The organism is Shouchella rhizosphaerae (genome assembly GCF_900142675.1).
GTDB lineage: Bacteria > Bacillota > Bacilli > Bacillales > Bacillaceae_D > Shouchella > Shouchella rhizosphaerae.
In genome coordinates, this window is record NZ_FRBS01000004.1 from 178202 (window position 1) to 203494 (window position 25293).

Here is a 25293-nt window from a genome sequence, read left to right on the forward strand (position 1 = left end):
AGCCTATACCTCCTCTTTATTGGCGAGCAACGTTTCAATTCGAATCGGCGCGCCCTGTTTCGCCGACTTCCACACCGCTTCGCCGACAGCGACCGAAAGCGCCCCTGCTTCTGCCCCGGCGAGGACGTCGAATGGCCGTGTAGGATCTTCGCCTAAAAACAAGTCTTCTTGGATCACCGGGTCGCCGCCGCCATGGCCGCCCTCTTTTTGGACGACATGGATCGTTTCTTTCGCTCCGAATAGCGGAAATAAGTCAATCGTTTGTTCTGGCACAGGAAATGGCGTCCTTGATGGTGCATGGTATTCCTGCGTCTCAATTCGTCCGTTTGTGCCATTGATCGCCAAGCGGTAGCCTTCATACGGAAGCGAAAAGTTGATCGAATAACTGAGCAATGCACCGCCATCGTAGCGGACATTGGCGACATACGTATCTTCAATGTTAATTTCTTCATCAAACACACAGGCGTCGGGACGATAGCCTGTGTACGCGCCAAGGTCCTGCCCTGCCATTAAATGGTCGTCTTTTATTTGCGTCGATTGGTTGCGGCCAAACCAGCGCCTGTAATACGAACAATTTTGCCGGTCGCTGCACGTCCCGCAATGGCGGCCATTTTCCCGCCGTGGGTTTAATTCGCTGTTTGCCCCGTAATAGTGCAGGTCGCCAAAGGCAAACACTTCTTGGGGGCGCTGGCTAATCCACCAATTAACGAGGTCAAAATGGTGCGTCGACTTATGGACAGACAAACCGCCAGAAAAAGCGCGGTTTCGGTTCCAGCGTTTAAAGTAACTCGATCCGTGGTACGTATCGATATACCAATTTAAGTCAATCGACGTTATACGGCCAATTCGCCCTGATTGGATTAATTCCTTAATTTTGATGTGGTACGGGTTGTAACGATAGTTAAACGCGACAGTGACCTTTCCTTTGCTTGCCTTTTCCGCTTCGAGGACACGCCTCGCATCTTCACTTGTTGTCACCATCGGCTTCTCGCTAATTATGTTGAGTCCTAACGCCAAGCCGCGTAAAATGTAATCCACATGTGTATCATCGCGGCTTGCGACAACCGCCATCGTCGCGTTCGTTTCTTTGACCATTTGTTCAAATTGGTCCGGCCGGTAAAACGTGGCATTGGCAAGTGCAGGATACGTTTTCAAACAAACTTCATACCGTTTCGGGTCAATATCAAGCAAAGCGACAATTTCATTGTCATGATGAAAACGAGCAATAAGCGGTTCAACGAACATCTTAAGCGCCCTGTTGCTCAGGCCGCAAATCACGACTCTTTCCATTTGACACTCCTTCTGGCTCCTTTTCGGAAGAAGCCTTTTGCTGAGAAAGCTGTAATCGTTTCATCGAGCGGAAAATCCGCTCGGCTACCCAAGAAATCAAATAAGCGACGCTTGCTGCGCCAAAAAACAAGATCAGGCCTGGCATCGACATAAACAAAAATTGCAGGCCGTACAAGGAGGCGCCTAACAAAATTAAGTGGAGGGGGTGGCCGCAGCCAATCAGCAATGCAGCGCGGACACGGTTCAAACCTTTTAAATCAAAACCGACATACGTAGGAAAATAGAGTAGCAGCATGCTGCTGTACAGCACCGACACAATCAGCAATAAGCCACGAACGACCACCATCGCGAGGCCAGGGCCAGCAAACAGTGTAAAATTCCAGTACAGGAGAAAACCGACAAGGAACAAAGCAAGCGCTGCGCCGTTGGCGCGCCAAAACTCCTGTTTGTACGTTTGCCAAAACGTCTTGAACACAGGCGTCTCTTCCCATTGGCCGTTCACCCATCCCCGGGTGACGGAAAATAAAGCGACCGTCGCTGGAGCGGCGCCAAACAAGCCAAGCCCGAGCAACGTAAAACCGAGCCAGAGAGCGTTTCCATAAGCCAGTTTGGAAATAAATACAGATACACGGTAAAAGCTACCCCACATTCCCGTTAACTCCACGTTGTTCTCCCTCCTGCCATTTTTCGACTTGCTTTTTTGCCTTTCCTTGCTTATCGCTATAAACAGGCAGGACAAGGACGGCTTCATGGTCGAGGGCGAAGCTTGTGGCAAGCACGCTGTCAACAGACACTGCGACTGTCGTCTCTTCTCCCTTTAATTGGACAGGAACGCCGTCCATTCCTTCTAATGAAACGAGCCCTTCTGGATCGATTGCCTCTGTTAGGCTGCCATCCACAAGCAAAATGTCAGCTTCGTGGCCTGCCAACTCAACGACAAGCCTTTCTAAAACGCTTGGAAACACCGTCAGCCTTGCTTCGTCTTCATTGACGAGTTCATGCAACTGGTCTTGCTGTTGATAGAGCTCGTCAGAGAAGGCCATCACATGGAGGCGGTCATCGTCTCCTTGTTTGCCGCATCCTGCTAACGCGATCAAAACGATGGCAGCAAAGCAAACAAACCGCCGGTTCATCGGTGCTTCCGTCCTTTTTCGATTTCCGTACAAGCGAGTGCAAAGGCGCCGACGCCATGCAAGTCATTGGCGCTCGTCGGCCGGCTAATGTAATCGTCGTAACGGCCGATTGACGTACCGATGCAAATCATTTTTAAAACGAGCGCGCCGTCCTCTTCTATGTCAACCGCATAGTCCAACAAGCCTGAAAGCCCTTTTTCAGCATGGAAGAACGCGTCTTCGCCAAGCAACCCTAGGCGGTAGCCTTTTGCCAAAGCATAGACAAACAGGCTCGTGCAGGAGCTTTCTAGCCAGTTATCAGGCTGGTTGCCTTTGTCGACGACTTGATACCAGAGCCCTGTTTGTTCGTCTTGGTACGTGAGGAGGCGGGCCATTAAAGACTGGAACGCGCTTTCTAACACAGGGCGTTTCATATGATTCTCGCCAAGCAAGTCAATTAAGTCGGCAAGCGCCATTGCATACCAGCCAAGAGCACGGCCCCAAACTTCCTCTGTCTTGCCTGTTTCTTTGTCGCAGACAGCTACTTGTTTGCTTGCGTCCCAAGCATGGACATACAGACCTGTCGCTTCGTCTTTCGTATGGTTGCGCATCAGCTCTTCTTGCTTCAGGACAAGATCGATCAATTCAGGCTCATTAAATTGTTGCCCGTATTGGACTGCAAATGGGCCAGCCATATAAAGGCCGTCGAGCCACATTTGGTTCGGGTATTTGTCCTTATGCCAAAAGCCGCCAAAGCGGTTGCGGTTTAAGGTATGGAGCAAACCTCGGAGTTTGCGGGCTGCTTCTTGGTAGCGATACTCACCTGTACGCCTAAACAGCGGCAAAAGCAACAGTCCAGCTTGAATCGCGTCTAACTCATCACGGCGAAACAGGAAGTTGCCGTCTTCATCAATTAAGGCATCGACGTAGTCTTTCACGTACTGAAAGTAGGCTTCGTTGTGATCCATTTCCCAAATCCGGTGAACGCCGCATAAAAACACGCCTTGATGGTAATGCCAGCGGTTGGCTGGCGGCATTTCAACCGGCTCGTACTTGCTCATAATCGCCTCACACGCCTTTTTTCCCCACTCTAACGGCTGTTGGCTCCGTACTTTCGCGAATGATGTCATGTCGATTCCCCCTTGTATTCAAACCAATCAAATGCGGCTGTCGTTGTGCTGTTTTGTCCGTTGCTTGTCGCAAACATGCCAATATAGGTGCCGACAAAGCCCCCTGCTCGATCTGTGCTCAATAGCCTGCCATCTTGCTTATTAGCGACCATGCGCCACTTGCCACCTGGCACACGGTATGAAAACGAAAGTTCTTGCAAATCGGCGGCAACTTGCCATTCAATCGCCGTTGCCGGAATCGGCGCCGTGCTTTTACCTGCCACCGTTTCCACGCCATCTTCCACTTTTACGAGCCGTATAAACAACTGCCCACTATGTATAAGTTCAAAGCGGTAATGGTTTTTCTGGCTGTAAAATAAAGCAAGTCCAGCAGCCTCGCCACTTTGCTTAGGATCGAATTCCATAAAAGCGCGGACAGTAAACGATCGATGTTGCTGGCGGCGCCCGATAAAACTCGGATTTGCCTCGTCAGAAAGCGTTTCCGGGCGCACGTTTAACTGTAAATACCCTTTCCTCGCTTCAAGGGAGTAAAACGGCGTCCGCGGCGTGCGGATCATATTCCATTGAAAGCCTAGCTTGCGAGCGTTAAAATCATCCCGGACCGGCAATGGTTCCACCTTTTGCCGCGGCAAAGACGGGCCTGGCATCTCGACTTCGATTTTCCCTGTCTCAGGACAAACAACAGGCCAATCGTCCTCCCAGCGCATAGGCGCTAAAAACGTCTCACGCCCCATATTGCGGTACATGCCCCCATATGGGCGGGAACCTAAACAGACAAGCCACCATTCATCGTCTTGTGTTTGGACGATATCGGCGTGGCCTACATTCGTGATCGGGTAGTCCTGGCCGAGATGGCGGTGCGTCAGCACGGGGTTGCGCCGATTCGCCTCATAAGGGCCGGCAATCTCCCGGCTTCGCGCAACTGTCACCGCATGGGTGAATCCAGTCCCCCCTTCGGCAATAAACAAGTAATAGTAGCCGTCTTTTTTATAAAGATGGGGTGCTTCCTGGGCATGGGCTATTTTTAGCGCACCATCCCAAATCCCAGTCGGTTCGCCAAGCAGGCAGCCTGTAATGGGATCGATTTCCTGGAGCCAAATTTCCATATGCTTGGCGTGCGTTTGCCCTGTAGGTGGGACACGATTGCCTGTGTAATAGACGCGGCCATCATCATCAAAAAACAAGGATGGGTCAATCCCAGGCGCCCCCTTTATCCAAACTGGGTCTGACCAAGGCCCAGCGGGGTCTTTTGCGGTTACAAACGGATTGTTAAACGGTTCCACGTTGTTGTTGCTCCTTTCCCAATTCGTTCAAAAGCCATGGGATCGCTTTTGTTCCGTTCACTTGATGGCCTCCGGCAAAAAAATGCGCTTCTCCCCATTTGCTTTCATGCAATGCGTGCTTTACCGATTCAGACGGGAAAAGATGATCGTCGCTGCCGCTTTCAATAAACAGTGCCCTCGGCTTAATCAGTTCAAACAATTGCGGCGTCTCGCCAATCGCCAGCAAGCCAGGAATATAGTTGTCTAAGCAATGGCGTGAAGCTAAAATGCTGTCGCGCATGAGACTTGCAAAACCGCTCAGTACGGTTGCTTTGATCCGCTCATCGGTTGCTGCCAACAACAGCGCAATCAAGGCCCCACCTGAAAAACCGATACAGCCAACGTTGCCACGGCGCGTTTCGCCTACCCAATCAAGCAAGCGGGCGCATTCAAACACGCGCAGGCCAGCAAGTGTTTTGCCGTAAAGAAGCAAGTGAGAGGCAATGGAAAAACAACTGTTCTGCTCCGCTTGATCTTGCTTTCGTTTCCGGGCGCCAAAGCCGGCGAGCTCAGGCAACACAACAACTGCCCCTTGCTCAACAAGCTTTAAGGCAAAAGCGTTATGGCTCGAATCTTCCTGCAACGCTTCTTCTGCGCCTGCGCCATGGCCATGCAATGCGAGCACAACCGTCTCCTTGTTGCCGCCAACAGGCTCGAATAAACGGAACGGCAATTTTAGTTCTGCCGTTGTTGGAAGCACGTAAGCGCTCTCCGTAAACGAAGGGTGTTGCCGCTTATAAAGGCATGTCGCCTCAAGCATCGTCGCTTTCGGGAAATCGCCCATCGCTTCGCGCAATGCTGCCAACCGCTCGTCTTTACAAGTGATGGTGCCAACCTCTTGCCGGTAGAGCCCTTGCAAGTAATCATCGATTTCTGCCATAGGCTTACCCTTTCATTGAGCCAATTAAGGCGCCCTTGGCAAAATATTTTTGCAAGAATGGATAAACGAGCAAAACAGGAATCGTTGCGACAACGATCACCGCCATTTTGACGCTAATTTCCGGTGGCGGAACGCTTGTATATTCAGAACCATCGTAATTCAACCCCGTTGCTAAGACGACAATTTGCCGCAACAATACTTGCACAGGCCACTTATCAGGGTCATTTATATAAAGAATCGCATGCATGTAAGTGTTCCAGTAGGTGACGGCATAAAACAAGGAAATCGTCGCGATGGCCGGCAACGAGCACGGGATGACAATCCGAAACAGCACGCCGAAATCGCTACACCCATCAATTTTTGCCGATTCCTCTAGCCCGCTCGGCAAATTCATAAAGAAGCTCCGCAAAATAATCATGTTAAACGCGTTAATCGTTACAGGTACGATAAGAGCTAGCAATGAATCAATTAGCCCTGTTTGCTGGACAACGAGAAATGTCGGGATCATGCCGCCGTTGAACAACATCGTAAAGACGATAAAAAACATGAGAAAACGCCGGCCGACTAAATCTCTCCGCGACAAGCCATAGGCGGTTAAAACGGACAACAGCATGCTCCACACCGTACCGCCTAATGTGACGCCGATGGAAACGCCCATGGAGCGCAGAAGCGTGTCTGTTGAAAAAATATAGCGATAGGCGTCTAGACTAAATTGTGTTGGGAACAGCAAAAAGCTGCGTTGGGCAATTTCAGCGCCTGTCGCAAACGAGCTGCCGATGACATGAATAAACGGCAAAATGCAAAGCAAGGCAATGATGCCTAGAATGATGATATTGGACGCATTAAAAATGCGGCTTGATAACGATTTATCGCCAACCATAAAACAAACGCCCCCTTTCCTAGTAAATTCCTTCTTCTCCGTATCTCTTCGCCAGCCAGTTGGCCATCACAACAAGAATTAAGCCAACAACCCCTTTAAAAAAGCCAACGGCGGTACTGTAGCTAAATTGGCCTTGCCTCAATCCGGCCGTATAAACATAAGTGTCGAAAATTTCCGCCACTTCGCGGTTGGACGCATTTAACAGCAAATAGACATGTTCAAATCCTAATTCAAGCACATCGCCGATTTTCAAAATGAGCAAGACGATGATGACACTGCGAATCGCTGGCAGCGTAATATGCCACATTTGCCGGAAACGGTTGGCGCCATCCATTTTTGCCGCTTCGTATAACTGGGGATCGACTGCAGCAATCGCTGCTAAGAAAATGATTGTGCCCCAGCCAGCCTCGCGCCAAATAATTTGCAAAATGTACATTGGCCGAAACCATTCAGGGTTGAGCAAGAAATTGATTTGGTCAAACTGGAGCGCGCGCAAAATGTTGTTCACAATCCCGCCATCAAGCGTCAGCATGACATAGCTGATTGAAACGATGACGACCCACGACATAAAATGGGGAATGTAAATCATCGTCTGAATGCTGCGTTGGTACGCGCGGCTCCGCAATTCATTGAGCATAAGCGCCAGTATGATTGGCACTGGAAACGAAATACACACTTGCAACGCAAAGAGAACGAGCGTATTTTTAAAGATCATCCAAAAGTCGGGATCGGAAAACAGCCGGCGGAAATGGTCCAATCCGACCCACTGACTTCCAGTGATGCCGAGATACGGTTTATAATCTTGAAACGCAATGATTAACCCATACATGGGAATATATTTATAGACAAAAAAATAGAGAAGACCCGGTGCAATCATTAAGTAAATCCATTTGTTCTTTTTGATTTTGCGCCATAGTTCCTGGCGCCTTTCTGCTTTTGTCCGGGTCCATTTTTTATTTGCCATTATCGGGCTGTCCATGGCACACCTCTTTCATTGAATATAAAGGGAGGCAAGCCTCCGCCCGATTAATCGGGCGGAAGCTTGCCAGCCCTTTCAGTCTGGATGATTGCTGCTTATTGCTGGTTGTATGACTCGTTGTACTCGCTGATCATGTCATCGCCGCCTTGGCTTCTCCACGTTTCAACTGCTTGCTCAAAGCCAGCGAGGTCGGTTTGTCCAAGGATATACTGGTACGTTGCATCGTTTATAATTTGCTGCAAACGTTCGCCATGTGTTTGCGCCGTTGGCGAATGAAGCGTCGTTGTCGGGTCGTGAACCAAATAAGACTCGTTATCGATTTCGAGTTCATCGGCCTTTAATTTGACTGGATAATGGCTTTGCCCTAAGTAGCGTCCATTGGTTTCAGCTTCGCCGATTTCAATCGATTGGTACGGTTTGACTTCGCGCTCCGTCCGCTGCGTATCCTCAATCGCAACGGCTTTGCCGTCTTCAATAGTGTAGTGCTCGTCTTCGATGCCCCAGTAAATCAAGTTTGCGTTCTCCGGCTCCATGAGCTGGTCATAGAAAGAAAGAATGCTTTTTAACTCTTCTTCCGTTTGTACGGCTGATTTCGGGAATATCACCAAATTGCCGTAACCTGGAATCGCCCAAATGTTGTATTCGCCATCTGGCCCTTCGACATAGTTATGGACATCAAATTCTAAATCAGGATTGATTTGCGACGCTTCTGAATACAGCGTCAATACGTCGCCCATCGAGCCTACATAAATGCCCGCTGTTCCATTTTTTAAGAGCGCTTGTTGGTCTGGCTTGCTTGTAACCGGAAAGTCTTTGTTCATGTATCCGTTTTCATGAAGTTCTTTAAAAAAGTCTAACGTATCGATATACTCATCAAACATAAATTCTGGCAAAAGCTCGCCGTCTTTTTCGCCCCATCCATTTGGCGTCCCATGCCAAGATGCCACTGTTTTAAAGGCCCCATAAATGAGGTCGTTCCGGTCTGTTAAGCCAATCGTATCGTCGCGGCCATTGCCATCAGGGTCGTCTTCTGTAAAAGCGCGCGCCATTTCTGCAAACTCTTCAATCGTTGTTGGCGCCTCAAGACCAAGGTTGTCAGCCCAGTCTTTGCGATAGATGATGCCTGAACGGGCTAACGGACGGCCTTGGTAGAGCGCATATACTTTTCCATCAACCATTGTATTTTCAACGACTTCTGGCTTTAGTTTTTTCAAATTCTCGAATTCCTCTAAATAAGGGCCAATTTCCCAAAATTGCCCATCGCGAATCGCATCTTTAAACTGGTCATAGGTTGTTTGGTTTTTCATATAAACAGCTTGTGGCAACGTCCCTGTCGCAAACGCGGTATTTAACCGTTCTTCATAATTGCTGTCTGGCACCCATTGAATGTCGAGCTCTGTGTTTGTTGCCTCTTCTAATAAATGTTGGACTTCTTTTTCTGGTACTTCTGCTGTATGCAAATTAGCCATGATTGTAAATTTAAACGGGCCTTCTTCAGCCGAAGTCTTTTCCCCTTCTGAGGAAGCGCTTTCATTTTCGCCGCATCCTGCGATTGCTACTAAACTAACGCCCACGCTCAATGCTGCACACATTTGTTTCCAACTTGCCATTTGTAAACCCCCACCTTTTTGTTCATTTTTTCTCCGCTTCCCACCTGCTTGTTTTTTGGCTGCAGCCTTTTTTCTCTGCTTCCCATATTAGCGAGGCGCCGCATTTTTTTGAATAATCATTTGCCCATAATCCCAGCAGCAATCCACGATTTGCGCCTCACCTAACAAAATGATTACTGCCGTTATGGGCCTGTTTTTTGCTTATAACGTCATTTTAATTGTTTTTGTTGCCTGTATTGGCCTGGCGTCATTCCAGTCATTTTTTTGAACGAGCGGATAAAGTTTTGCGAGTTGTTGTAACCAAGCTTTTCGGCAATCGTTTTGACTGGTTCTGATGTCTTCGCCAACCATTCCTTTGCTTTTTTCAAGCGATATTGGGCCAAATATTCACTAAACGTCATTGCCGTGCCTTCTTTAAACACGCTGCTCAAGTAATTGGCATTGTAATGCAAATCAGCTGCGCATTGTTCAAGCGTTACCGCTTGGTGGTAATGCTGGTGGATGTAGTCGATCATTTTTTCTGATAAGTGTTGGAACTGGGATTCGCTCACTTGTTTGAAGGCTGATAGCAATGGGTCAATCAGGCGACTGACAAACCAATTTTTCATTTGCTCTTGGCTAGGAATCGTTAAGCACTCTTGATAAAGGGTGCCTTCTGGCAAGAGCACGCCTTGATCGTGGCGCAATCCGCTTTGTTGGTAAAGTTGCAGCATTCGGTTGAGCAACCGCATAAAGGAAACACGGACTTCACCGAGATGATGGGCTCCTTCGCTAACCTCTGCCAGCAAGTGGTTAAACAAGTCATACGCTTGTTTATCATCGGCAAGACGGAGCGCTAGCAACAATTCTTCTTCCAAGTGTTCAGGATACTGGAACATACTCGACTTTTCTTTCGCTTGGATGCTTTCGTAATTAATAATGACGTTATCGACAAATTTAAGCCGATGGGTGAGTGCTTCTTTTGCTTCTTTATAGGCGGTGCTCGTCTGGGCCATGTTTGTAAATGGGGCGCTAATGCCAATGCTGACATCGGCTTCTAAGTAATGGTGCATAAATGATTTAAGCCGTTCACTCCATTGGTAAATGACTGATTTCCCTTGTTCTTGGCTATCTGTTTCTAAACCGATAAACAGGACAAGCAGCTGGTCGACCCACACGGCGGGAAGACGGTATTCATCGGGAATGGTGTCCTCAGCGACATTGAGCATCGCAAACGTAAGCAAATCCATTTCCTGTTGGTCTTCTTCTTTTTGAGTTTGCTCGTAATGGACAACGAGCAAACTGTAGGAATGCCACTTTGCCATTCGGCTGTCGAGCCCATAAAGTTTGAGCCGTTCTTGCCTTTCTGCTTCCGAGAAATGGCCTTGGTACAAACGCATTAAAAATAACGTCATTGACTGTTTCGCATGGATGCTTAGTTCTTGTTCCAGCATCGACTTTGATGAGAAAAGCTCTTGCAGTGTATCTTCAATAACTTGAAACTCCGTCCGCCTTTTCCCAGTTGGCACGCCGTTCTCCTTTTGCGTGACTGCGGCAACAAGCTTTTGCACAGGCAAATACAATTTGCGTGAGAACAGCCATACAACGAGTGCTGACAACAAAATGATCGCAAGCACAACATAAAACGTAAACCAGCCAATGCTTTTTGTTTCAGCCATTAATTCGTCCATTGGTGTAACCGAGACATATTTCCAACCTGTAAATGTAGAAGAGGAATAGGTAATGGCAAATGGCTCTTGATCTCGGTCAACCGTAAACTGGCCGGCTGCCTCCGTTGTCCACACTGGTTCTGAAAAGCCTAATTCAGCTAATGTTTTTCCGACTGCCTGCTCATCAGAGTGGACAATGACACGGTTATGTTCGTCTAAAATCATCAGCTCGTCGTCCACTTCATCTCCGCCGATCATTTCTTGGATCGTACACATCGGGATATTGGCAAAGACAAGCCCAAATTTCTCACTAGCACGCGCTGGCAATTTTTTTATAAGACTGAGACTATACGGACAATTACGCCGTATGATCGGCTCTGTAAAAGAATCATTGGCTATCAATTTCCATGTCGTATCATACGGCAAATCAAAAAAAGTCAAATAGCGTTCATAATCTACGTGGCTGTCTAGGCGCCGAATGCCCTGATTGGTGGCAAGCCAATTCTGGTCCTTGTTTAACACAATCGTTTCCTCTACTTTTGTATCAAATGATTGCAGTTTGCTGAGCTCCGTCCGCAAGTCTCGGTAAACGAGAAAATCCTCGCCATCTAAAGACGTGCGAATGGCTGCTTCCATCGTCGGCGACTCAATCGTATTATTTAAAGAATGGTGGACGGTTGTCAGCACCGTTTCAATATTTGCCTGGACTTGTCTCATCAATTGCAACTTTTCATTTTCAACCCTTTGTTCGGCCTGGTTCGTTGACTGGATATAAGCAAACACGCCAACGACAATAACCGGTATGGTGCTCAGCAGGCCGCCATATAGCAGCAATTTCATCCACATGCTACGCTGCAATCAAAACACCCCTTTTTCTGCATATATGAAAGCGCTTAAATTTCTGATATAGTGAAAGATACCGAGCAGGTCATCCATAAAGAAAGGAGTTTGATTATGGACCGATTGGCCATTTCTGTCCGAAGCCGCTCTATTTATGTAGATTACAACTGCAAGATAAAACCACCGTTTGATATGAACCATTACCATCTCCATAACGATTTTGAGTTTCATTGGCTGGAAGAAGGCGAGCGTTTGTTCATGTCCAAAAACGGCTCGATCTTGTTAAAGAAGCACACCCTTTTAATTATTTCACCCCACTTCATCCATAGAATGAAAGCCGCTCCTGTACCCGAACATGCCCGTTATGTCGTTAATTTCCAACCAGCGGTCCTCTCAAACGAGTTAAAAAAACTGGCTAAACCGCTGCTGTCCCCTGCCTTTACGGTTTTGCAAATTCCGCAAAAGCGGGCAGATGAATTTAATCAGCTTTTTATGCAGCTTCTTAAAGAGTACAACAGTCCTGCGACGAAGGATAGCCTTCTTTATCAGCAATCGCTGCTGTCACAGCTGTTAATCGAAAGCAAACGGGCGCTTGATTTTACGCTGCACATGGAGCAACAGCCGTTGCCAGCTCTTTCCGAACAAACACGCGTGGCATCACAGCTAATTCAGCACATCGAACAGCATTACCAAGAGCGGTTAGACCTTAATCGACTTGCCTCTCATGTCCACTTAAGCCCTTCATACGTAAGCCGGCTATTCAAACATGTCACAGGTACTCGTTTAAGCGAGTACATTCAAAAAGTCCGTATTGCAGAGGCTTGCAAACTGTTGGGAGAGTCGAGCTTGCCTGTTAAAATCGTCTGCCAGAGAGCAGGCTTTGCCAGCCTTGAACATTTTCATCGCGTCTTTAAACGTATAATGGCGGTTTCGCCGATTCAATACCGTCATTCCTATTTGCACAAAAATAGGCAATCTTTAGGTGGCAGATAAACAAAATGAGTCAATTCTTCTTTGTTATGCTAAAGGCAACTTAACGAAAGGAGGATGGTCCTTTTTTGAAAGCGCTTAAACGAATGTCCAAGTTTGCTATTTTTGGATTATGTGCTGGCTTTTTCGTTATGCTGACATCCACTGCTGCTGCAGAAGAAGCAACGGTTTCCAACGAAACGATCATTAAACAAGCGAACCATCTGTTGACTTGGCAAATGGACCATGGCGGCTGGTCGAAAGACATGCCGCAAATGTATACGCGAGACTGGAACGGCAGGGAAGCGAAATCGGTTTGGACTTCAAATGGACAAGAACTTGGGACGATTGACAATGATGCCACCGTCTCTGAAATTCGCGTTGTGGCCGAAGCGTACCAACTGACAAAAGACGAACGCTTTAAAGCGAGCGTCCACAACGGCATTGATTTTCTTTATAAACTCCAATATCCGAGCGGCGGCTTTCGCCAAGTGTACCCGCAACGAGGCAGCGATCCGTCCAGTTCCGTCTGGTACTCCAATTATGTCACTTTTAACGACCATGCGATGGTCAACGTCCTCCGTTTACTGGAAGACGCCCGCCAAGGAAAAGCGCCATTTGAAGGCGACTTATTCAATGATTCACAGCGCAAACAAATGGCCGCATCCATTGAGGGCGGATTGGATTATATTTTACAAGCCCAAATTGTCGCAAACGGCAAGAAAACCGCCTGGGGCCAACAACATGACCCTGTGACGCTACAACCACAGCAAGGACGTGCTTATGAGCATCCTTCAATTGCAACAGATGAATCGGTAGGCATTGTCCAATGGCTGGAAGACCAGCCAAACCAATCAGCTGCGGTCCAAGAAGCGATTGCTGCAGCGCGGGCGTGGATGGATGAAGCTCGTGTCGCTGATACACGCTACGAGCGCCGCGTTGAGCCCCATTTTTTCTATGAGCCTGGGGCAGAGATTTGGTATCGTTTTTATCAAATCGGCACCAACCGCCCGATTTTTTCAGGGCGTGATGGCGTCATCCACCATGACATCATGAACGTTGAACAAGAACGGCGTTATGGCTATGCTTGGGCCGGCACGTGGCCGCAAAAACTTCGTTAAACGTTGGTTTTAGGTTGTCGTTTGGCTACAGTCAAGGACTTTCACAACGTTGGAAGTCCTTGACCTATCTAGCCCATTACATTACCTGCCTGTTTAAAGGAGAAAGAAAAAGCGACCTTCCGAATGAAGAATCGCTTCTTAGCCAAACGTATACGCTTCTTTTCGCGCTTCCACAAATTCATCTTTTGTTAATCCAAACAGAATTAAATCTACATATTGTCCGTCCATGTAGACTACTTGTCGACGAACCCCTTCTTGAATACAGCCCAGTTTTTCCATCATTTTAACAGAACCTTCATTTCCTTTGAGAACACAGTCATTAAATTTGTGAAGTCTTCGTTCAAAAAAAGCATATTTTAAAAGAATATTCATGGCGCTTGTACCGTATCCCTTTCCCCGGTACTGTTTATCAATGATGATCCCAATACTAAATGTCCCATTTCTCTCATCAATACGGTTTAAATTTATACTGCCTATATTGTTGCCTTTTTCATTTTCGATCGTAAACATGATTCTTCCCTTTGTTGACGCAAAATCGGCATGTTCCTCCGCGAACGTTTGAGAACCTGAAACAGTAGGAGGCAACTCAATCGCACATGCTAAAAAACGACGAGCAGGCGTATCAAACTTACTAAGGTAGTCTGCTTGCCAATCTTCAGGTTGCATCGCACGCAATCTAACGTTATCGTCTTGCCAAAAATAATGGCTATCATCTACTTTTTGTAAAATATCTTCCATATTCATAACCCCTTCATTCTATCTGTTTCCTACCCTATCTTATCATTCATCGTCTATCCTGCCATTCTTTTTTAAAAAAAGCTGCCCAACTAGACACGCGGCCTTTTTGGACAACCCTATTTCCTCCCCTACTCCTTTTTGCTAGCTTTTCCGCCAAACCCTAGCTCCTGATAAGCGTTTAATGTGCTCCACGGTTTATGACGATTGTCAGAAACGCCGTAATACGTCCCGTAGTTTTTATCTGTTTCGATCGATGCTTGAACGAGCGCCACTAAGTCTTCATCGGCAAGCAACGTCCGCTTAAGCCGATCATTCGGCTGTTTTCGTTTTTCGGCTGGTGGAACAGAGGCAATCCGCAAGTTGATGACAGATAGCTTGCCTTCTTTGGCAAACAAATAACCTAGCTGTTCGGAGGCAAATTTCAGCACGCCATAAAGGCTGTTCGTTTTCGGAAAATCGTCAACGGTAATTTCCCGTGGCAATAAAGAGTAGCCGTCTTTTTCGTAACCATCCGTGACGTGGTTGCTGCTCGCAAACACGACCCGGCGAATGCCTTTTGTTTGTGCTGCCAATAACAGATAATAACTGGCATTGAAAAACAGCGCCGTCATCTCGTCAAAATGCGCTTTGCTGTCAATGCCCTTTGTTGACTCGATCCGCAACAAATTGACAATTGTATCTGTGTCATCAGGAAGCGTTTCTAAGAGCCCGTCAAAATCAACAGCATCCCCTTCAATAAAAGCCACATTGTCGTCTGGCTTTTGCACGTCCATAATGACGATTTCATACTTGTCCTTTAGCCCTTTCGCAAGAATAGCACCAACCGTTCCTGCCCCGCCTACTAAAACGATCTTTTTCACCACCGCGCCCTCCTTCTCATTCGGCAAACTCGTGCCTCTTAGTGATTATTACCGTTTTCTTCCTAACATTAACCATTGTTTTGAAATGTATAGGATTGGCCTTTTTCCGCCTTAAACGCATAAAGCTTGCCTGCATCAATCGCCATTCGTTCCCCGTTTTCAGTCGTACTCATCGCATTCGGGAAGACGACGACGCATGCATTCTCGCAACTGGCATAGACGGTACAAGCAAGAACGCTGCTGTTTTGCCATTCGAGGTCAATCGTAAAACCACCTCGGCATCTGACTCCTGTAATGGCGCCTTGTTTCCAACGACGGGGAAGAGCCGGCAACAACCGGATAAACCCTTCATGGGACTGGACGAGCGTTTCAATCACTCCGGCAACAAAGCCAAAGTTGCCATCTATTTGGAAAGGTGGGTGGGCGGAAAACAAATTCGGGTAGACGCCGCCGCTTTCATGCTGTTCATCGCCTTCGCGCACTAGTTGCATAGAACGAGAAATGAGCGCATCTGTCCGATCCCCGTCAAGAAACCGCGCCCATAAACAGAGCTTCCACGCCAAACTCCAGCCAGTCCCTCCGTCGCCTCGTTCGCTTAACGATTGCTTCGCTGCTTGGTAGCGTTTTTGTTGGTGGTTGCTGCTCCACTGGCTGCCTGGGTAGACACCATACAAATGAGAAAGATGGCGATGGTGCATGTCTTCTCCTGGAAAGCCATGCGTCCACTCTTGCAACGCGCCTTCAGCGCTTAACGGCGGCTTTTTCAACTGATTTAAAGCATCTTTCACATCGGTGGCCAACTGTTGGTCCCCGCCAACTAGCTCGTTGGCCGCTAAAAAAAGGTGAAAGACATCTTCCAGTAAGGCAAGATCCATCACAGCGCCTTCTGATACTGGGTAAGGCTGGCCTTTGTACAAAAAGCGATGCTCTGGCGAAGTCGACGGGCTCGTATAAACGGCGCCGTTTTCATCTTGAACGAGCCAATCGAGGCAAAATAATACGGCGCCTTTCATGACTGGATAGGCGCGCTCCGTTAAATAGGCACGATCGGCTGAAAACAAATAATGCTCCCACAAATGGCGCGTCAGCCACGGAGCGGCCATTGGCCAAAAAGCCCAGACAGGATCGCCGCCACCAAAACCGCCGACTGGCTCTGCTTGCCGCCAAATGTCGCTATTATGGTGCGCTGTCCAGCCCCTACATTGGTAGTAATTTTTGGCGACGGCTTTTCCTTGCTCGGACAGCTCTTCGATAAACGTTAAAAAAGGCTGATGGCATTCTGGCAAAGCGGCGGTTTCTGCTGGCCAATAGTTCATTTGTGCATTAATGTTTAATGTATAATTGCTGCTCCATGGCGGTCGAATATGTTCATTCCATATTCCTTGAAGATTGGCTGCCTCTGTCCCCTCCCTTGAGCTGGCAATAAGGAGATAACGGCCCATTTGAAAGAGCAGCTCAACAAGCTTACCATCATTGGCGCCGTACTTGGCGAGGCGTTCGCTTGTGGAAAGCTTCTCTCGTTCCGTTTCGTTAAGGGTAAACGTCATCCGTTGAAAAAGGGATTGATAGTCTTGCAAATGCCGGCTCTGCAACGTCTCGTACGTGCTCGTAACCGTTTCGCTAAGGCGTTTGCGAATGAGCGTGATTGGCTCTTTGCCTTGGGATGCCTGTGCTGACGCAAAACTAGTTTCCATATGAACGAGCACCGTCGCATAACGGGCATCCTCAACAACGAGTTTGTTGTTCTTAACCGCTGCGTTCCCGTCTGTTTCGAGCAATTGTACCGCACTAGCAAACCGGATCGCCGACGATGTTTCATAGCTTGTGTAACGGATCGGCTCTGAAGACGGGACATAGTTAGGGGCTACATATTCTGGGCACCAGCCTGCTAGGCCGACATGGTCCTGATCGGGCCATCCAATCGTACGCAATGGCGATGTTAGCCACACCGAAAAAGATAGCGGCAGCTCGGCAACAGCCTCTAAACGCAAAATGATCGCTTCGTCAGGCTTACTAGCAAAAACGCTTCTTTTGTATAACCCGTCTTCCACCGTCACCGTTGCCGTTTCCAACTGAAGCGTCCGTTCATAACGAGTGCTTGAATGCATACGCAAAGGAAACAAGATATGCAAATCGCCGAGTGGCAAATACGATTGCGTGTATGGGCCTTGCATGTCTTTTGCGTATCGACTTGCCGCTTGAAAGTCTCTTGCGGCAATGGCTGCGCGCATGTCTGCTACTGTTCCTTTCACAGGCGCTTGGTTCCTTTTAGCAGGCGGCCCTGACCAAAGGCTATCCACGTTTAAAGCGATTTTTTCGTGTTCCACACCACCATAAACCATCGCCCCTATCCGCCCATTTCCAATCGGATAAGCCTCGGTCCACGTTTGCGCTGGTTGCTGTTCGGTCAGTTGCATCTGTTCTTCCTCCTTTTGTATATAAAGTTTAAAAAAGAACCTGCTTGCCGCAGGTTCTCAGACTGTAGCCAAGCGCTCGCACCCGTCGTCTCAGCTAATGTGTCGTGGTCCGCCACCGTTATTGTTAGTCATTCCACAATTCAACGCGTGTGCGCACAAGTTCCGTGTATTCTTTTTCGGCTTCTTCGACGCCAGCTCCTTCAAGCTCGGCCATAAATTCATCCCAAATTTGGTCAAATTCCTCTGGAGCCGCTAAAATCGCTTCAGGGACTTTGCGTTTGACAATGTCAAGGCAGCGCTGCATAATGACATTCAAATCGGAGGTAGAATCAACTGGAATGTTGTAAGCGGCTCCCCATGGCTTAACTGGAAATTCGTCTTCTTGTGGGTATAAATCTTTCCACATCTCAATGCCATAGTTGCTTAAGACTTCTTTTTCCACTTCTGTATAGGAATCGATGATTTGTTCTGTATTGGCGATTGTAAATGTTTGCCCTGTCGAATCTTCCACGCCATCGCCGTAAGCTGGAGCGAAGCCTTTCAAGACGCCAATGCCCGTTTCCTTCACATAGTTGGCATTGTTATTCCGTTCCTCCATTTCTTCTGGAGGGATGACGCGTTTGCCATCGACGATTTCATAGTGTTCTCCTTCCAATCCCCAGTTTTGCAGGATTTGCCCCTCTTCTGAAACGAGGTAATCCAGAAATTGAATCGCCTTGACTGGGTCTTCATTGTCGATGGATATGCCGATGCCCCAGCCGCCAAGATACCCAGTATCTTGGAAATTAGGGTGCTTGTATTCTTCCGTTAATGTCACAGGATACATGCCGTACATCCGTTCATGTTTGCCTGCTTCTCGCAATGCCCTTTCCGCATCGTCGACTTGCCAGTCTGCATCAATGAGCCCGAGCACACGCCCTGATGAGATTTTCTCTAAATATTGGTCGTATTTTTGCACGAAGCTTTCTGGGTCCAGTAAACCGCTGTCATTCATATGGTTCAGCCAGCGGAAATATTCCTTTTCTTCCGCACGGCGGTAATGCATCGTCGCTTCATAGGTGTCCGGGTCAATATAAAACTCGCCGTCATCTGGAGCGCCAGTCGCATAGAAAGCCGGATTCGTTGTCGATATCATAATCCGCCAATCATCAGCCAATAACGACAAACCGAGCGTCGGCTGGCCATCAATGGTCGGGTTTTCCTCCATGTAAGCACGAATGGCGTCTTCAAAGTCTTTGACAGTACGAATGTCTGGATAACCAAGTTCTTTTACGACTTCATGCTGGAGCATAAAGCCGTTGCCAGGTTCCCAATACGTATGGTCGATTGGCGAAGTCGGCAAAATGTAAATGCTCTCGTCTTCTTCGCTCCATTTCAGGCGGTTAAAATAGTCGCCATACGCTTTCTTTAAATTCGGCCCGTGCTCTTCGATCAAGTCTGTCAAGTCGATAAAAGCGCCAGCGTTGACAAGTGTGCTCGCTGAGCCTTTTGGCAAAATAAAATCTGGGTAATCGCCACTCGCCGCCATTAAGGCAATTTTTTGCTCGCCTCCATTGACATCAAATTCAGGCTGCAACGTAACGCCTGTTTCTTCCATCACTTTTTGGCTTACAGGGCTTTCCATGTTGTCCCACTGGGAGTGAGGATCGGCGCTAAACAACGTAAAGGTAACCGGGCTATCGTCTGATTCATTGCTAGCATCATCGCTCGTGCACCCTGCCATTCCCAGTGCCACCATAACCGCTCCAGCAATGGTTGATGCCCTTACCACGCTTTTTTTCTCCATGTCTCTTCTTCCCCCTTTTTACTATTTAGCTTTTTACAGCACCAAGCGTCATGCCTTGGACGAAAAAGCGCTGTAAAAATGGGTAAACCAATAAAATTGGCACGACCGTCACCATGGAAATCGCCATTTTAATCGACTCAGGTGAGACCGTTTGTGCAGCTTGATCGCCGCTTATGCTGCGGTAAGCGTTGGCATCGCCAGAACCGCCCATCGTCGTATTTTGCAAGATTTTCATCAGTTCATACTGCAATGTCGTCAAGTCTGGATTGCTGCCATTGTACAAATACGTATCAAACCAAGCATTCCACTGGCCAACTGCGACAAACAAGGCAATTGTCGCAAGCACTGGCGTACATAATGGCATGATAATGCGCCAAAAAATCGTAAAATCATTGGCGCCATCCATCTTCGCCGATTCCTGAAGGGAGTACGGCAGCCCGTCCATAAACGAGCGGACGATGATAATGTGAAATGCATTCACCATTCCAGGGAGGACATAAACCCAAAACGTGTTAATTAAGTTCAATTCCCGCATGAGCATGTAGCCAGGAATCAATCCTCCTGTAAAATAAAGCGTTAACACAAGCATCATCGACACAAACTTTCGCCCTTGAAAATCGGCGCGGCTTAGTGTAAACGCAACCATAGCCGAGGAAAAAATGCCAAGGACAGTGCCAATGATCGTCCGCAACACAGAATTGATGAACCCTGTCACTAAATGGTCGTATTGGAAGATCGTTCGGTAATTTTCAAGCGTCCATTCCCGTGGCCAAATGTAAATGCCGCCTCGGACTGTGTCGGTTGAATCATTTAAAGAAATCGCCAGCACGTTTAAAAAAGGGTAAAGCGTTGCTAAAAACACGATCGTTAAAAAACAGTAATTGATGACATTAAATAACCCATCGCCTGTTAAAAAGCGCATCGGCTTGCTATGATTCACTTCCCTCCCCCCTTACATGACACTTTGATTGGCATAGCGTTTGAATAGGCCGTTTGCAATAAAAAGCAGAATAATCGCTACAAGCGAGTTGAAAATGCCGATCGCCGTCCCATAAGAAAAACGGCTAAGGTTAATGCCATAATTTAATGCATACAAATCAAGTACTTCAGAATAGTTAACGACTGTCGGGTTTCCAAGCAAAAATTGCTTTTCAAAACCGATGGTCATTAAGCTGCCAATCGACAGAATCAGCACGACTAAAATCGTGGGGCGGATGCCTGGCAACGTAATATGCCAAATTTGCCGCCATCTGCTGGCACCATCAACTTTTGCCGCCTCATAAAGCTGAGGATCGACTCCGGCCATTGCCGCCAAGAAGATGATCGAGTTCCAGCCCATTTCCTTCCACAAATCAGCAAGTGTGACAATAATCCAAAACCATTCGCCTTTCGTCATAAATTGGATCGGCTTATCAGCGGCCCCTGTCGCCACGAGTACTTCATTGACAATGCCTCCATCAACAGAAAGCATTTTTGTGACAATCCCAGCAACAACGACCCACGAGACAAAATGGGGCAAATACGAAACGGTTTGTACAGTCTTTTTAAACAATTTGGCCCGCGCCTCGTTTAACAGCACAGCAAATAATATCGGAAATGTAAAACCGACAAGCAGCCCTAAAAGGCTCATCACTAATGTGTTCCGCAACACTAAGTAAAAGCGTTCATCTTGGAACAACTCAATGAAATGTTTGAACCCTACCCATTCCTGCTCAAAAAAGGCCAACCCTGGGCGATAATCTTGAAAGGCCATCGTCCAGCCAAACAACGGAAAATAATGGAATACAAACACCCAGGCGACAAACGGCAATGACATCGCATAGAGATACCGTTGCTGCCATACAGTTTGCCTAAAGGAGCGTTTTTGCCCTAAAGGCGCAGCAGCGACTGAATGCGCTTTCTTTTTTATAAGCTTCATTTCACCCCCGCCTCTCTGTCTTTCATCTTAGCTGGATTTCGATTTTGGAAATACCAACTAAATCCGACTAGAAATCAGGTCAAAATTGGAGTGTCTAGTCTTTCTTTCTGAATGCCGACGGCGACATTCCCGTGTATTTTTTAAACTTGCGGTGAAAGTAATCGACATTGGGATAGCCTACTTTTTCTGCGGCTTCGTATACTTTGCAGCCAGCGCGAAGCAGCTCTTTGCTTTTGTGAATCCGGACTTTATCCAAATACGTGTTAAAATAATCGCCTGTTTCTTGTTTAAAGCGTTTGCCTAAATAGGCGCTGTTGTAGTTTAAAACAGCAGATATCGTCTCAAGCCGCAAATTCTCGTCATAGCGGCTATCGATCATGTCGATCATTTTTTTAACAGCGGTGTCGTTGCTGCGCACGTTCGTATTGGCCGCAAGCTCGTCGCACAAACATCGAAGCACATGCCGTAACTGTAAAAAGTCTTCCGCTTCTTGAAGCTGTGCCGTGAAACGATAGCCTTTTTGCGCCCATTCTTTTGCCAACACATGGCTAGCGATTAAGCGTTGGATGACGTTCAGTGCCAATTCACTTGCTTTTGCTTTTAAAGAAGCCTCCTTCATACGCCGGGCAGCGACATCCGCCAAAAAATCGGAGACTGCCTGTTTGGCCGGCTCTTTCTCGCCAATGTGGAGCGCCAAGTAGGTGCGCTCTTCATAAAACGAAAGCTGCTTTTTCGCTAGTTGCCCGTCTTGGAGCACAGTCGGCAGCTCTGAAATCACACTGCCTTTGTCTGCATAAAAGGCTAGTGAAAGGAGGTATTTGGCAGCAGTATAGGAAGCTTGAATCGCAGACAGCTTGCGGACGCACTTCCCTAATGCCCCATGGCGCATAGGCGCGAGCAAATGAGACGCCCACTGCTGCAACTCGCTTTTCGTTAGCCCCTCTTGAAGATGGCAAATCAATAAGCCAGCGTCCCCGCCTTTGGCAAAAGGCACAGCGGTGTGGGGAATCTGTTCGGCTAAGTGCTCTAATGCGTCTCTCTCCCCAGCGTGCACCAAAAATATTTGATACCGTGAAGCAGCAAGACCGAGGCGGGAGATATCCACACTTGGCGGCAGCGGCTTTCCTGCCAACAAGTTGAGCAGAAGGCGTTCTTGCTCAATCCGTACACTTTGCTGGCGCAGGACATGCGCTTGTTTTCTTTGTTCCAATTTGTGAAAGACGATTTGCAAATGCTCAATAAGCTCATCTTCCTCTAAAGGTTTGAGCAAGTACCCGTCTACGCCGTGGCCGATCGCCTCTTGGGCGTAGTGAAAGTCGGCATGCCCACTAAGCAATAAGAAAGGGACCGCTTCGTTTTCAGTGCGAATTTGCTTCAGCAAAGACAGCCCGTCCATTTGTGGCATTCGTATATCTGCGATGACCAAGTCAGGCTTATCGTGTTTGTATTTTTCAAGGGCATCTTTGCCATTGCATGCTAAGCTAGCCACTTCGAAGCCATAGTGTTCCCAGGGAATTAGATTTTTTACCCCTTCCCGAATCATCCACTCATCATCGGCAATCAACACTTTATACATAGCTTCCTTCCTCCTTCGGAATCAAAAAGCGCACCGTTGTCCCCTCTCCTTGGCTGCTGCTAATTAGGAGGCCGTCGGTGCCGTACGTTTGTTTTAAGCGCTGATGGACATTGCGCAAACCAATCCGGTTTTCCGGCTTTTCGAGAGGATCTTCGATCATTTCCCGGACTTCTTGCTGCCGTTGTGGTCCCATTCCGATCCCGTTATCGCTCACTTCAATCCATGTCCCATCTTCTGCCTGCTTGATGCGAATGTTCACATAACCATCTGCCTCTTTGGCTTCAAGCCCATGGGAGACGGCGTTTTCGACGAGCGGTTGGATTGTGAGCGGAATCACAGCAACGTTATCGCTTGTGACAGCATCGTCCATGTCATACGTTAGGCGCTCGCCATAGCGAAACGACTGTATCTCTAAATAGCTCCGCACCATTTCCAGTTCCTCCTTTAATGGAATCATGCTGCTGCCGACTTCTAAACTTTTTCGCAATAGCTGTCCTAGGCGTTTGACTGCCTTCGCAATGTCCGTTTCATTGCTCATATGGGCGCGCATCCGGATCGCCTCCAGCGTATTAAACAAAAAATGGGGATTCATTTGGCTCGCCATCATTTTAAATTTCATTTCATTTTGCTTCCGTTCAAGGGCTGTTTTCTGTTCATTGGCTTCGAGCAACTGGGCAATCGATTCGTTCAAGTCATCAATCATTTTGTTTAACTGCAAAGAAATTTGGCCAATTTCATCTGTTCCATCGAGTGCAACTTTCGTTGTTAAATTGCCTTGTGCCACTTCTTTCATCGTCGCACTTAAACGCGAAAGCCTATTCACATAGCCCCATGAAAACCAAACGATCAAAAATAACGAGAACGCAATGCCGAGCCCGGTAACAAGAATGCCAAAATAACTAAGTTTTTTCGCCGCGCCAACGATATCCTCGGTATGGATGATGGAGACAATCCGCAGTTGGTTTTGGCTTAGCTCGGGAAACAAACTTGTTTCCATCATGTGAATCGGTTCCCCATTTGCTTGGCCTTCGTAAAATCCATGCTTTCCTTCTCCCCTGTCTGTCACTACGACAAGCTCGTCTAAGTTTTCGCCAATGAATGACGGTTCCGACGACGAAATAATGGAATTCTGTTCATCGACAACGACCGTCTGGTGCGTTTCCTGTTGCATAATCGTTTCCAACAGGTCAGGGGCAATTGTAATAACGAGCAATCCGAATGTGCCGTATTCAATAAAATTAATCCGTTTCATTAAACTTAAATAGTGGCCGCCACCTTGCGTCTCATCTTGCAAATAAAACCATTGGTAAAAGCCTACATCCTCTTTTGCGATGGTGTACCAACTAGCCATTTGCGACCCTTCCACTGGTATAAACGTCCAGTTATTCAACAACGTTGGGTTGTCCACATAAAGGCGGATCGTTTCAATTTCTGGGTGGTTTCCTTTATGGTAGGCAAAATCAGGGTAAGAGCGGTATGCTTGAAAGACAGAAAATGAGTGTTCGTAGTCGGTGTTGACCAATTCGCTTAACCGTTCATCAAATTGCAAATGATTCGCAACCATAATTGGCCCTTTCAGTACTTCATTGATTCGCTGTTTGACACGTTCGACATTCATGTCTGCCTGTTCTTGCGCATCCTTTATGGCATTGGCTTTTAATTCATTGGTTAAAAACAAGCCAACAACGGCAATTGGAATGACCACGCTAGACAGGAACATGAGAATAAGCTTATCCCGTATTTTGATTTGATTCAGTTTCGTCGAAACATATTGATGAAAAGCATTCCTCATGTTGTCATCTCCTTTAAGCAAACGCTTTCAATTGTGCCCTCATTATAACGTATGCCTAAAAAGCCGAATCCGCTATGGTTGTCGATTCTTCGACAACCATCAGACTGATGAAAACACTTGTCAGACAAAGATGCGAGTAGACCGTAGGAAAATGCCAACGACGACAGAAGCGCCCCGTTTGGCTATCGTTGTTGTTCCTGCGTCTACATTCAGTGTAGGACAAAGGCAAGGACAGCATATAGAGAGAAAATCAGTGCAAATTTCATGTTAAAATTATAGGTAACAAAACAATCTGGTTGCTGGAAAACCTCCATGCCATCAAGACTTTTCCCCGGCCCTCCTGTCGTTTTTTTGCTTTTTTCCCTTTAGCCGCCTCATTGCGCACGGCGGCAATCTCATGTACGATAATCCCGATTTCGAAAAC

Annotated in this window: 20 protein-coding genes; 2 read left to right on the forward strand and 18 right to left on the reverse strand. The window is 47.5% G+C overall.

What is annotated here, in order from left to right:
* Window positions 1–3 precede the first annotated feature (3 nt).
* The 10 genes from BUC05_RS12665 to BUC05_RS12710 form a co-directional block, all read right to left on the reverse strand.
* Window positions 4–1290: a Gfo/Idh/MocA family oxidoreductase gene (locus tag BUC05_RS12665; protein ID WP_073304859.1), complete on the reverse strand. Its 1287-nt coding sequence runs from the start codon at window positions 1288–1290 to the stop codon at window positions 4–6.
* Entirely contained in the window at window positions 1247–1954 is a 708-nt protein-coding gene (locus BUC05_RS12670; RefSeq protein WP_073304861.1) for a YesL family protein, read from the reverse strand. Before BUC05_RS12670 ends, BUC05_RS12665 begins: the two co-directional genes overlap by 44 nt.
* The gene (locus BUC05_RS12675) at window positions 1929–2423 is read right to left on the reverse strand and encodes a hypothetical protein (RefSeq protein WP_073304863.1); all 495 of its coding nucleotides are present in this window, start codon (window positions 2421–2423) and stop codon (window positions 1929–1931) included. The genes BUC05_RS12670 and BUC05_RS12675 overlap by 26 nt, the downstream gene beginning before the upstream one ends.
* Window positions 2420–3532, reverse strand: a complete 1113-nt coding sequence (locus BUC05_RS12680; protein ID WP_011246002.1) for a glycoside hydrolase family 88/105 protein — start codon at window positions 3530–3532, stop codon at window positions 2420–2422. The genes BUC05_RS12675 and BUC05_RS12680 overlap by 4 nt, the downstream gene beginning before the upstream one ends.
* Complete coding sequence (locus BUC05_RS12685; RefSeq protein ID WP_244153303.1) at window positions 3529–4815, reverse strand: glycoside hydrolase family 43 protein; 1287 nt, start codon at window positions 4813–4815, stop codon at window positions 3529–3531. Before BUC05_RS12685 ends, BUC05_RS12680 begins: the two co-directional genes overlap by 4 nt.
* A complete protein-coding gene (locus BUC05_RS12690; protein WP_073304865.1) occupies window positions 4802–5734 on the reverse strand; it encodes an alpha/beta hydrolase family protein in 933 nt (310 codons plus the stop codon). The genes BUC05_RS12685 and BUC05_RS12690 overlap by 14 nt, the downstream gene beginning before the upstream one ends.
* 4 nt (window positions 5735–5738) lie before the next feature.
* Entirely contained in the window at window positions 5739–6614 is an 876-nt protein-coding gene (locus tag BUC05_RS12695; protein ID WP_073304868.1) for a carbohydrate ABC transporter permease, read from the reverse strand.
* Between the two features lie 19 nt (window positions 6615–6633).
* On the reverse strand, window positions 6634–7593 hold the full coding sequence (locus BUC05_RS12700) for an ABC transporter permease (protein ID WP_073304870.1): 960 nt from the start codon (window positions 7591–7593) through the stop codon (window positions 6634–6636).
* 95 nt (window positions 7594–7688) lie between these two features.
* Window positions 7689–9203 carry an extracellular solute-binding protein gene (locus BUC05_RS12705; protein WP_073304872.1) on the reverse strand — a complete coding sequence of 505 codons (1515 nt, stop codon included), beginning with the start codon at window positions 9201–9203 and terminating at the stop codon, window positions 7689–7691.
* Between the two features lie 209 nt (window positions 9204–9412).
* Window positions 9413–11710 carry a helix-turn-helix domain-containing protein gene (locus BUC05_RS12710; protein ID WP_073304874.1) on the reverse strand — a complete coding sequence of 766 codons (2298 nt, stop codon included), beginning with the start codon at window positions 11708–11710 and terminating at the stop codon, window positions 9413–9415.
* A gap of 96 nt (window positions 11711–11806) precedes the next feature.
* On the opposite strand from BUC05_RS12710, the gene BUC05_RS12715 reads away from it, so the two are divergent.
* Both BUC05_RS12715 and pelA read left to right on the forward strand, forming a co-directional pair.
* On the forward strand, window positions 11807–12685 hold the full coding sequence (locus BUC05_RS12715) for an AraC family transcriptional regulator (RefSeq protein ID WP_073304876.1): 879 nt from the start codon (window positions 11807–11809) through the stop codon (window positions 12683–12685).
* Between the two features lie 65 nt (window positions 12686–12750).
* Window positions 12751–13782 (forward strand): pectate lyase, encoded by a 1032-nt coding sequence (pelA, locus tag BUC05_RS12720; protein ID WP_084140052.1) that lies wholly within the window; start codon window positions 12751–12753, stop codon window positions 13780–13782.
* Between the two features lie 138 nt (window positions 13783–13920).
* On the opposite strand, the gene BUC05_RS12725 is transcribed toward pelA, so the two are convergent.
* The 8 genes from BUC05_RS12725 to BUC05_RS12760 all read right to left on the reverse strand — a co-directional run bounded on the left by BUC05_RS12725 (window position 13921) and on the right by BUC05_RS12760 (window position 24869).
* Window positions 13921–14520 (reverse strand): GNAT family N-acetyltransferase, encoded by a 600-nt coding sequence (locus BUC05_RS12725; protein ID WP_244153304.1) that lies wholly within the window; start codon window positions 14518–14520, stop codon window positions 13921–13923.
* 128 nt (window positions 14521–14648) lie between these two features.
* On the reverse strand, window positions 14649–15380 hold the full coding sequence (locus tag BUC05_RS12730) for an NAD-dependent epimerase/dehydratase family protein (protein WP_073304880.1): 732 nt from the start codon (window positions 15378–15380) through the stop codon (window positions 14649–14651).
* A 68-nt stretch (window positions 15381–15448) separates the two neighbouring features.
* A complete protein-coding gene (locus BUC05_RS12735; protein ID WP_073304882.1) occupies window positions 15449–17797 on the reverse strand; it encodes a glycoside hydrolase family 95 protein in 2349 nt (782 codons plus the stop codon).
* A 124-nt stretch (window positions 17798–17921) separates the two neighbouring features.
* Window positions 17922–19583: an ABC transporter substrate-binding protein gene (locus BUC05_RS12740; RefSeq protein WP_073304884.1), complete on the reverse strand. Its 1662-nt coding sequence runs from the start codon at window positions 19581–19583 to the stop codon at window positions 17922–17924.
* Window positions 19584–19608: 25 nt separating this feature from the next.
* A complete protein-coding gene (locus tag BUC05_RS12745; RefSeq protein WP_063608680.1) occupies window positions 19609–20505 on the reverse strand; it encodes a carbohydrate ABC transporter permease in 897 nt (298 codons plus the stop codon).
* Window positions 20506–20535: 30 nt separating this feature from the next.
* Window positions 20536–21501 carry an ABC transporter permease gene (locus BUC05_RS12750; protein ID WP_063608617.1) on the reverse strand — a complete coding sequence of 322 codons (966 nt, stop codon included), beginning with the start codon at window positions 21499–21501 and terminating at the stop codon, window positions 20536–20538.
* 94 nt (window positions 21502–21595) lie between these two features.
* A complete protein-coding gene (locus BUC05_RS12755; RefSeq protein WP_063608618.1) occupies window positions 21596–23077 on the reverse strand; it encodes a response regulator transcription factor in 1482 nt (493 codons plus the stop codon).
* The gene (locus BUC05_RS12760; RefSeq protein WP_073304886.1) at window positions 23070–24869 is read right to left on the reverse strand and encodes a sensor histidine kinase; all 1800 of its coding nucleotides are present in this window, start codon (window positions 24867–24869) and stop codon (window positions 23070–23072) included. Before BUC05_RS12760 ends, BUC05_RS12755 begins: the two co-directional genes overlap by 8 nt.
* Window positions 24870–25293: the final 424 nt, after the last annotated feature.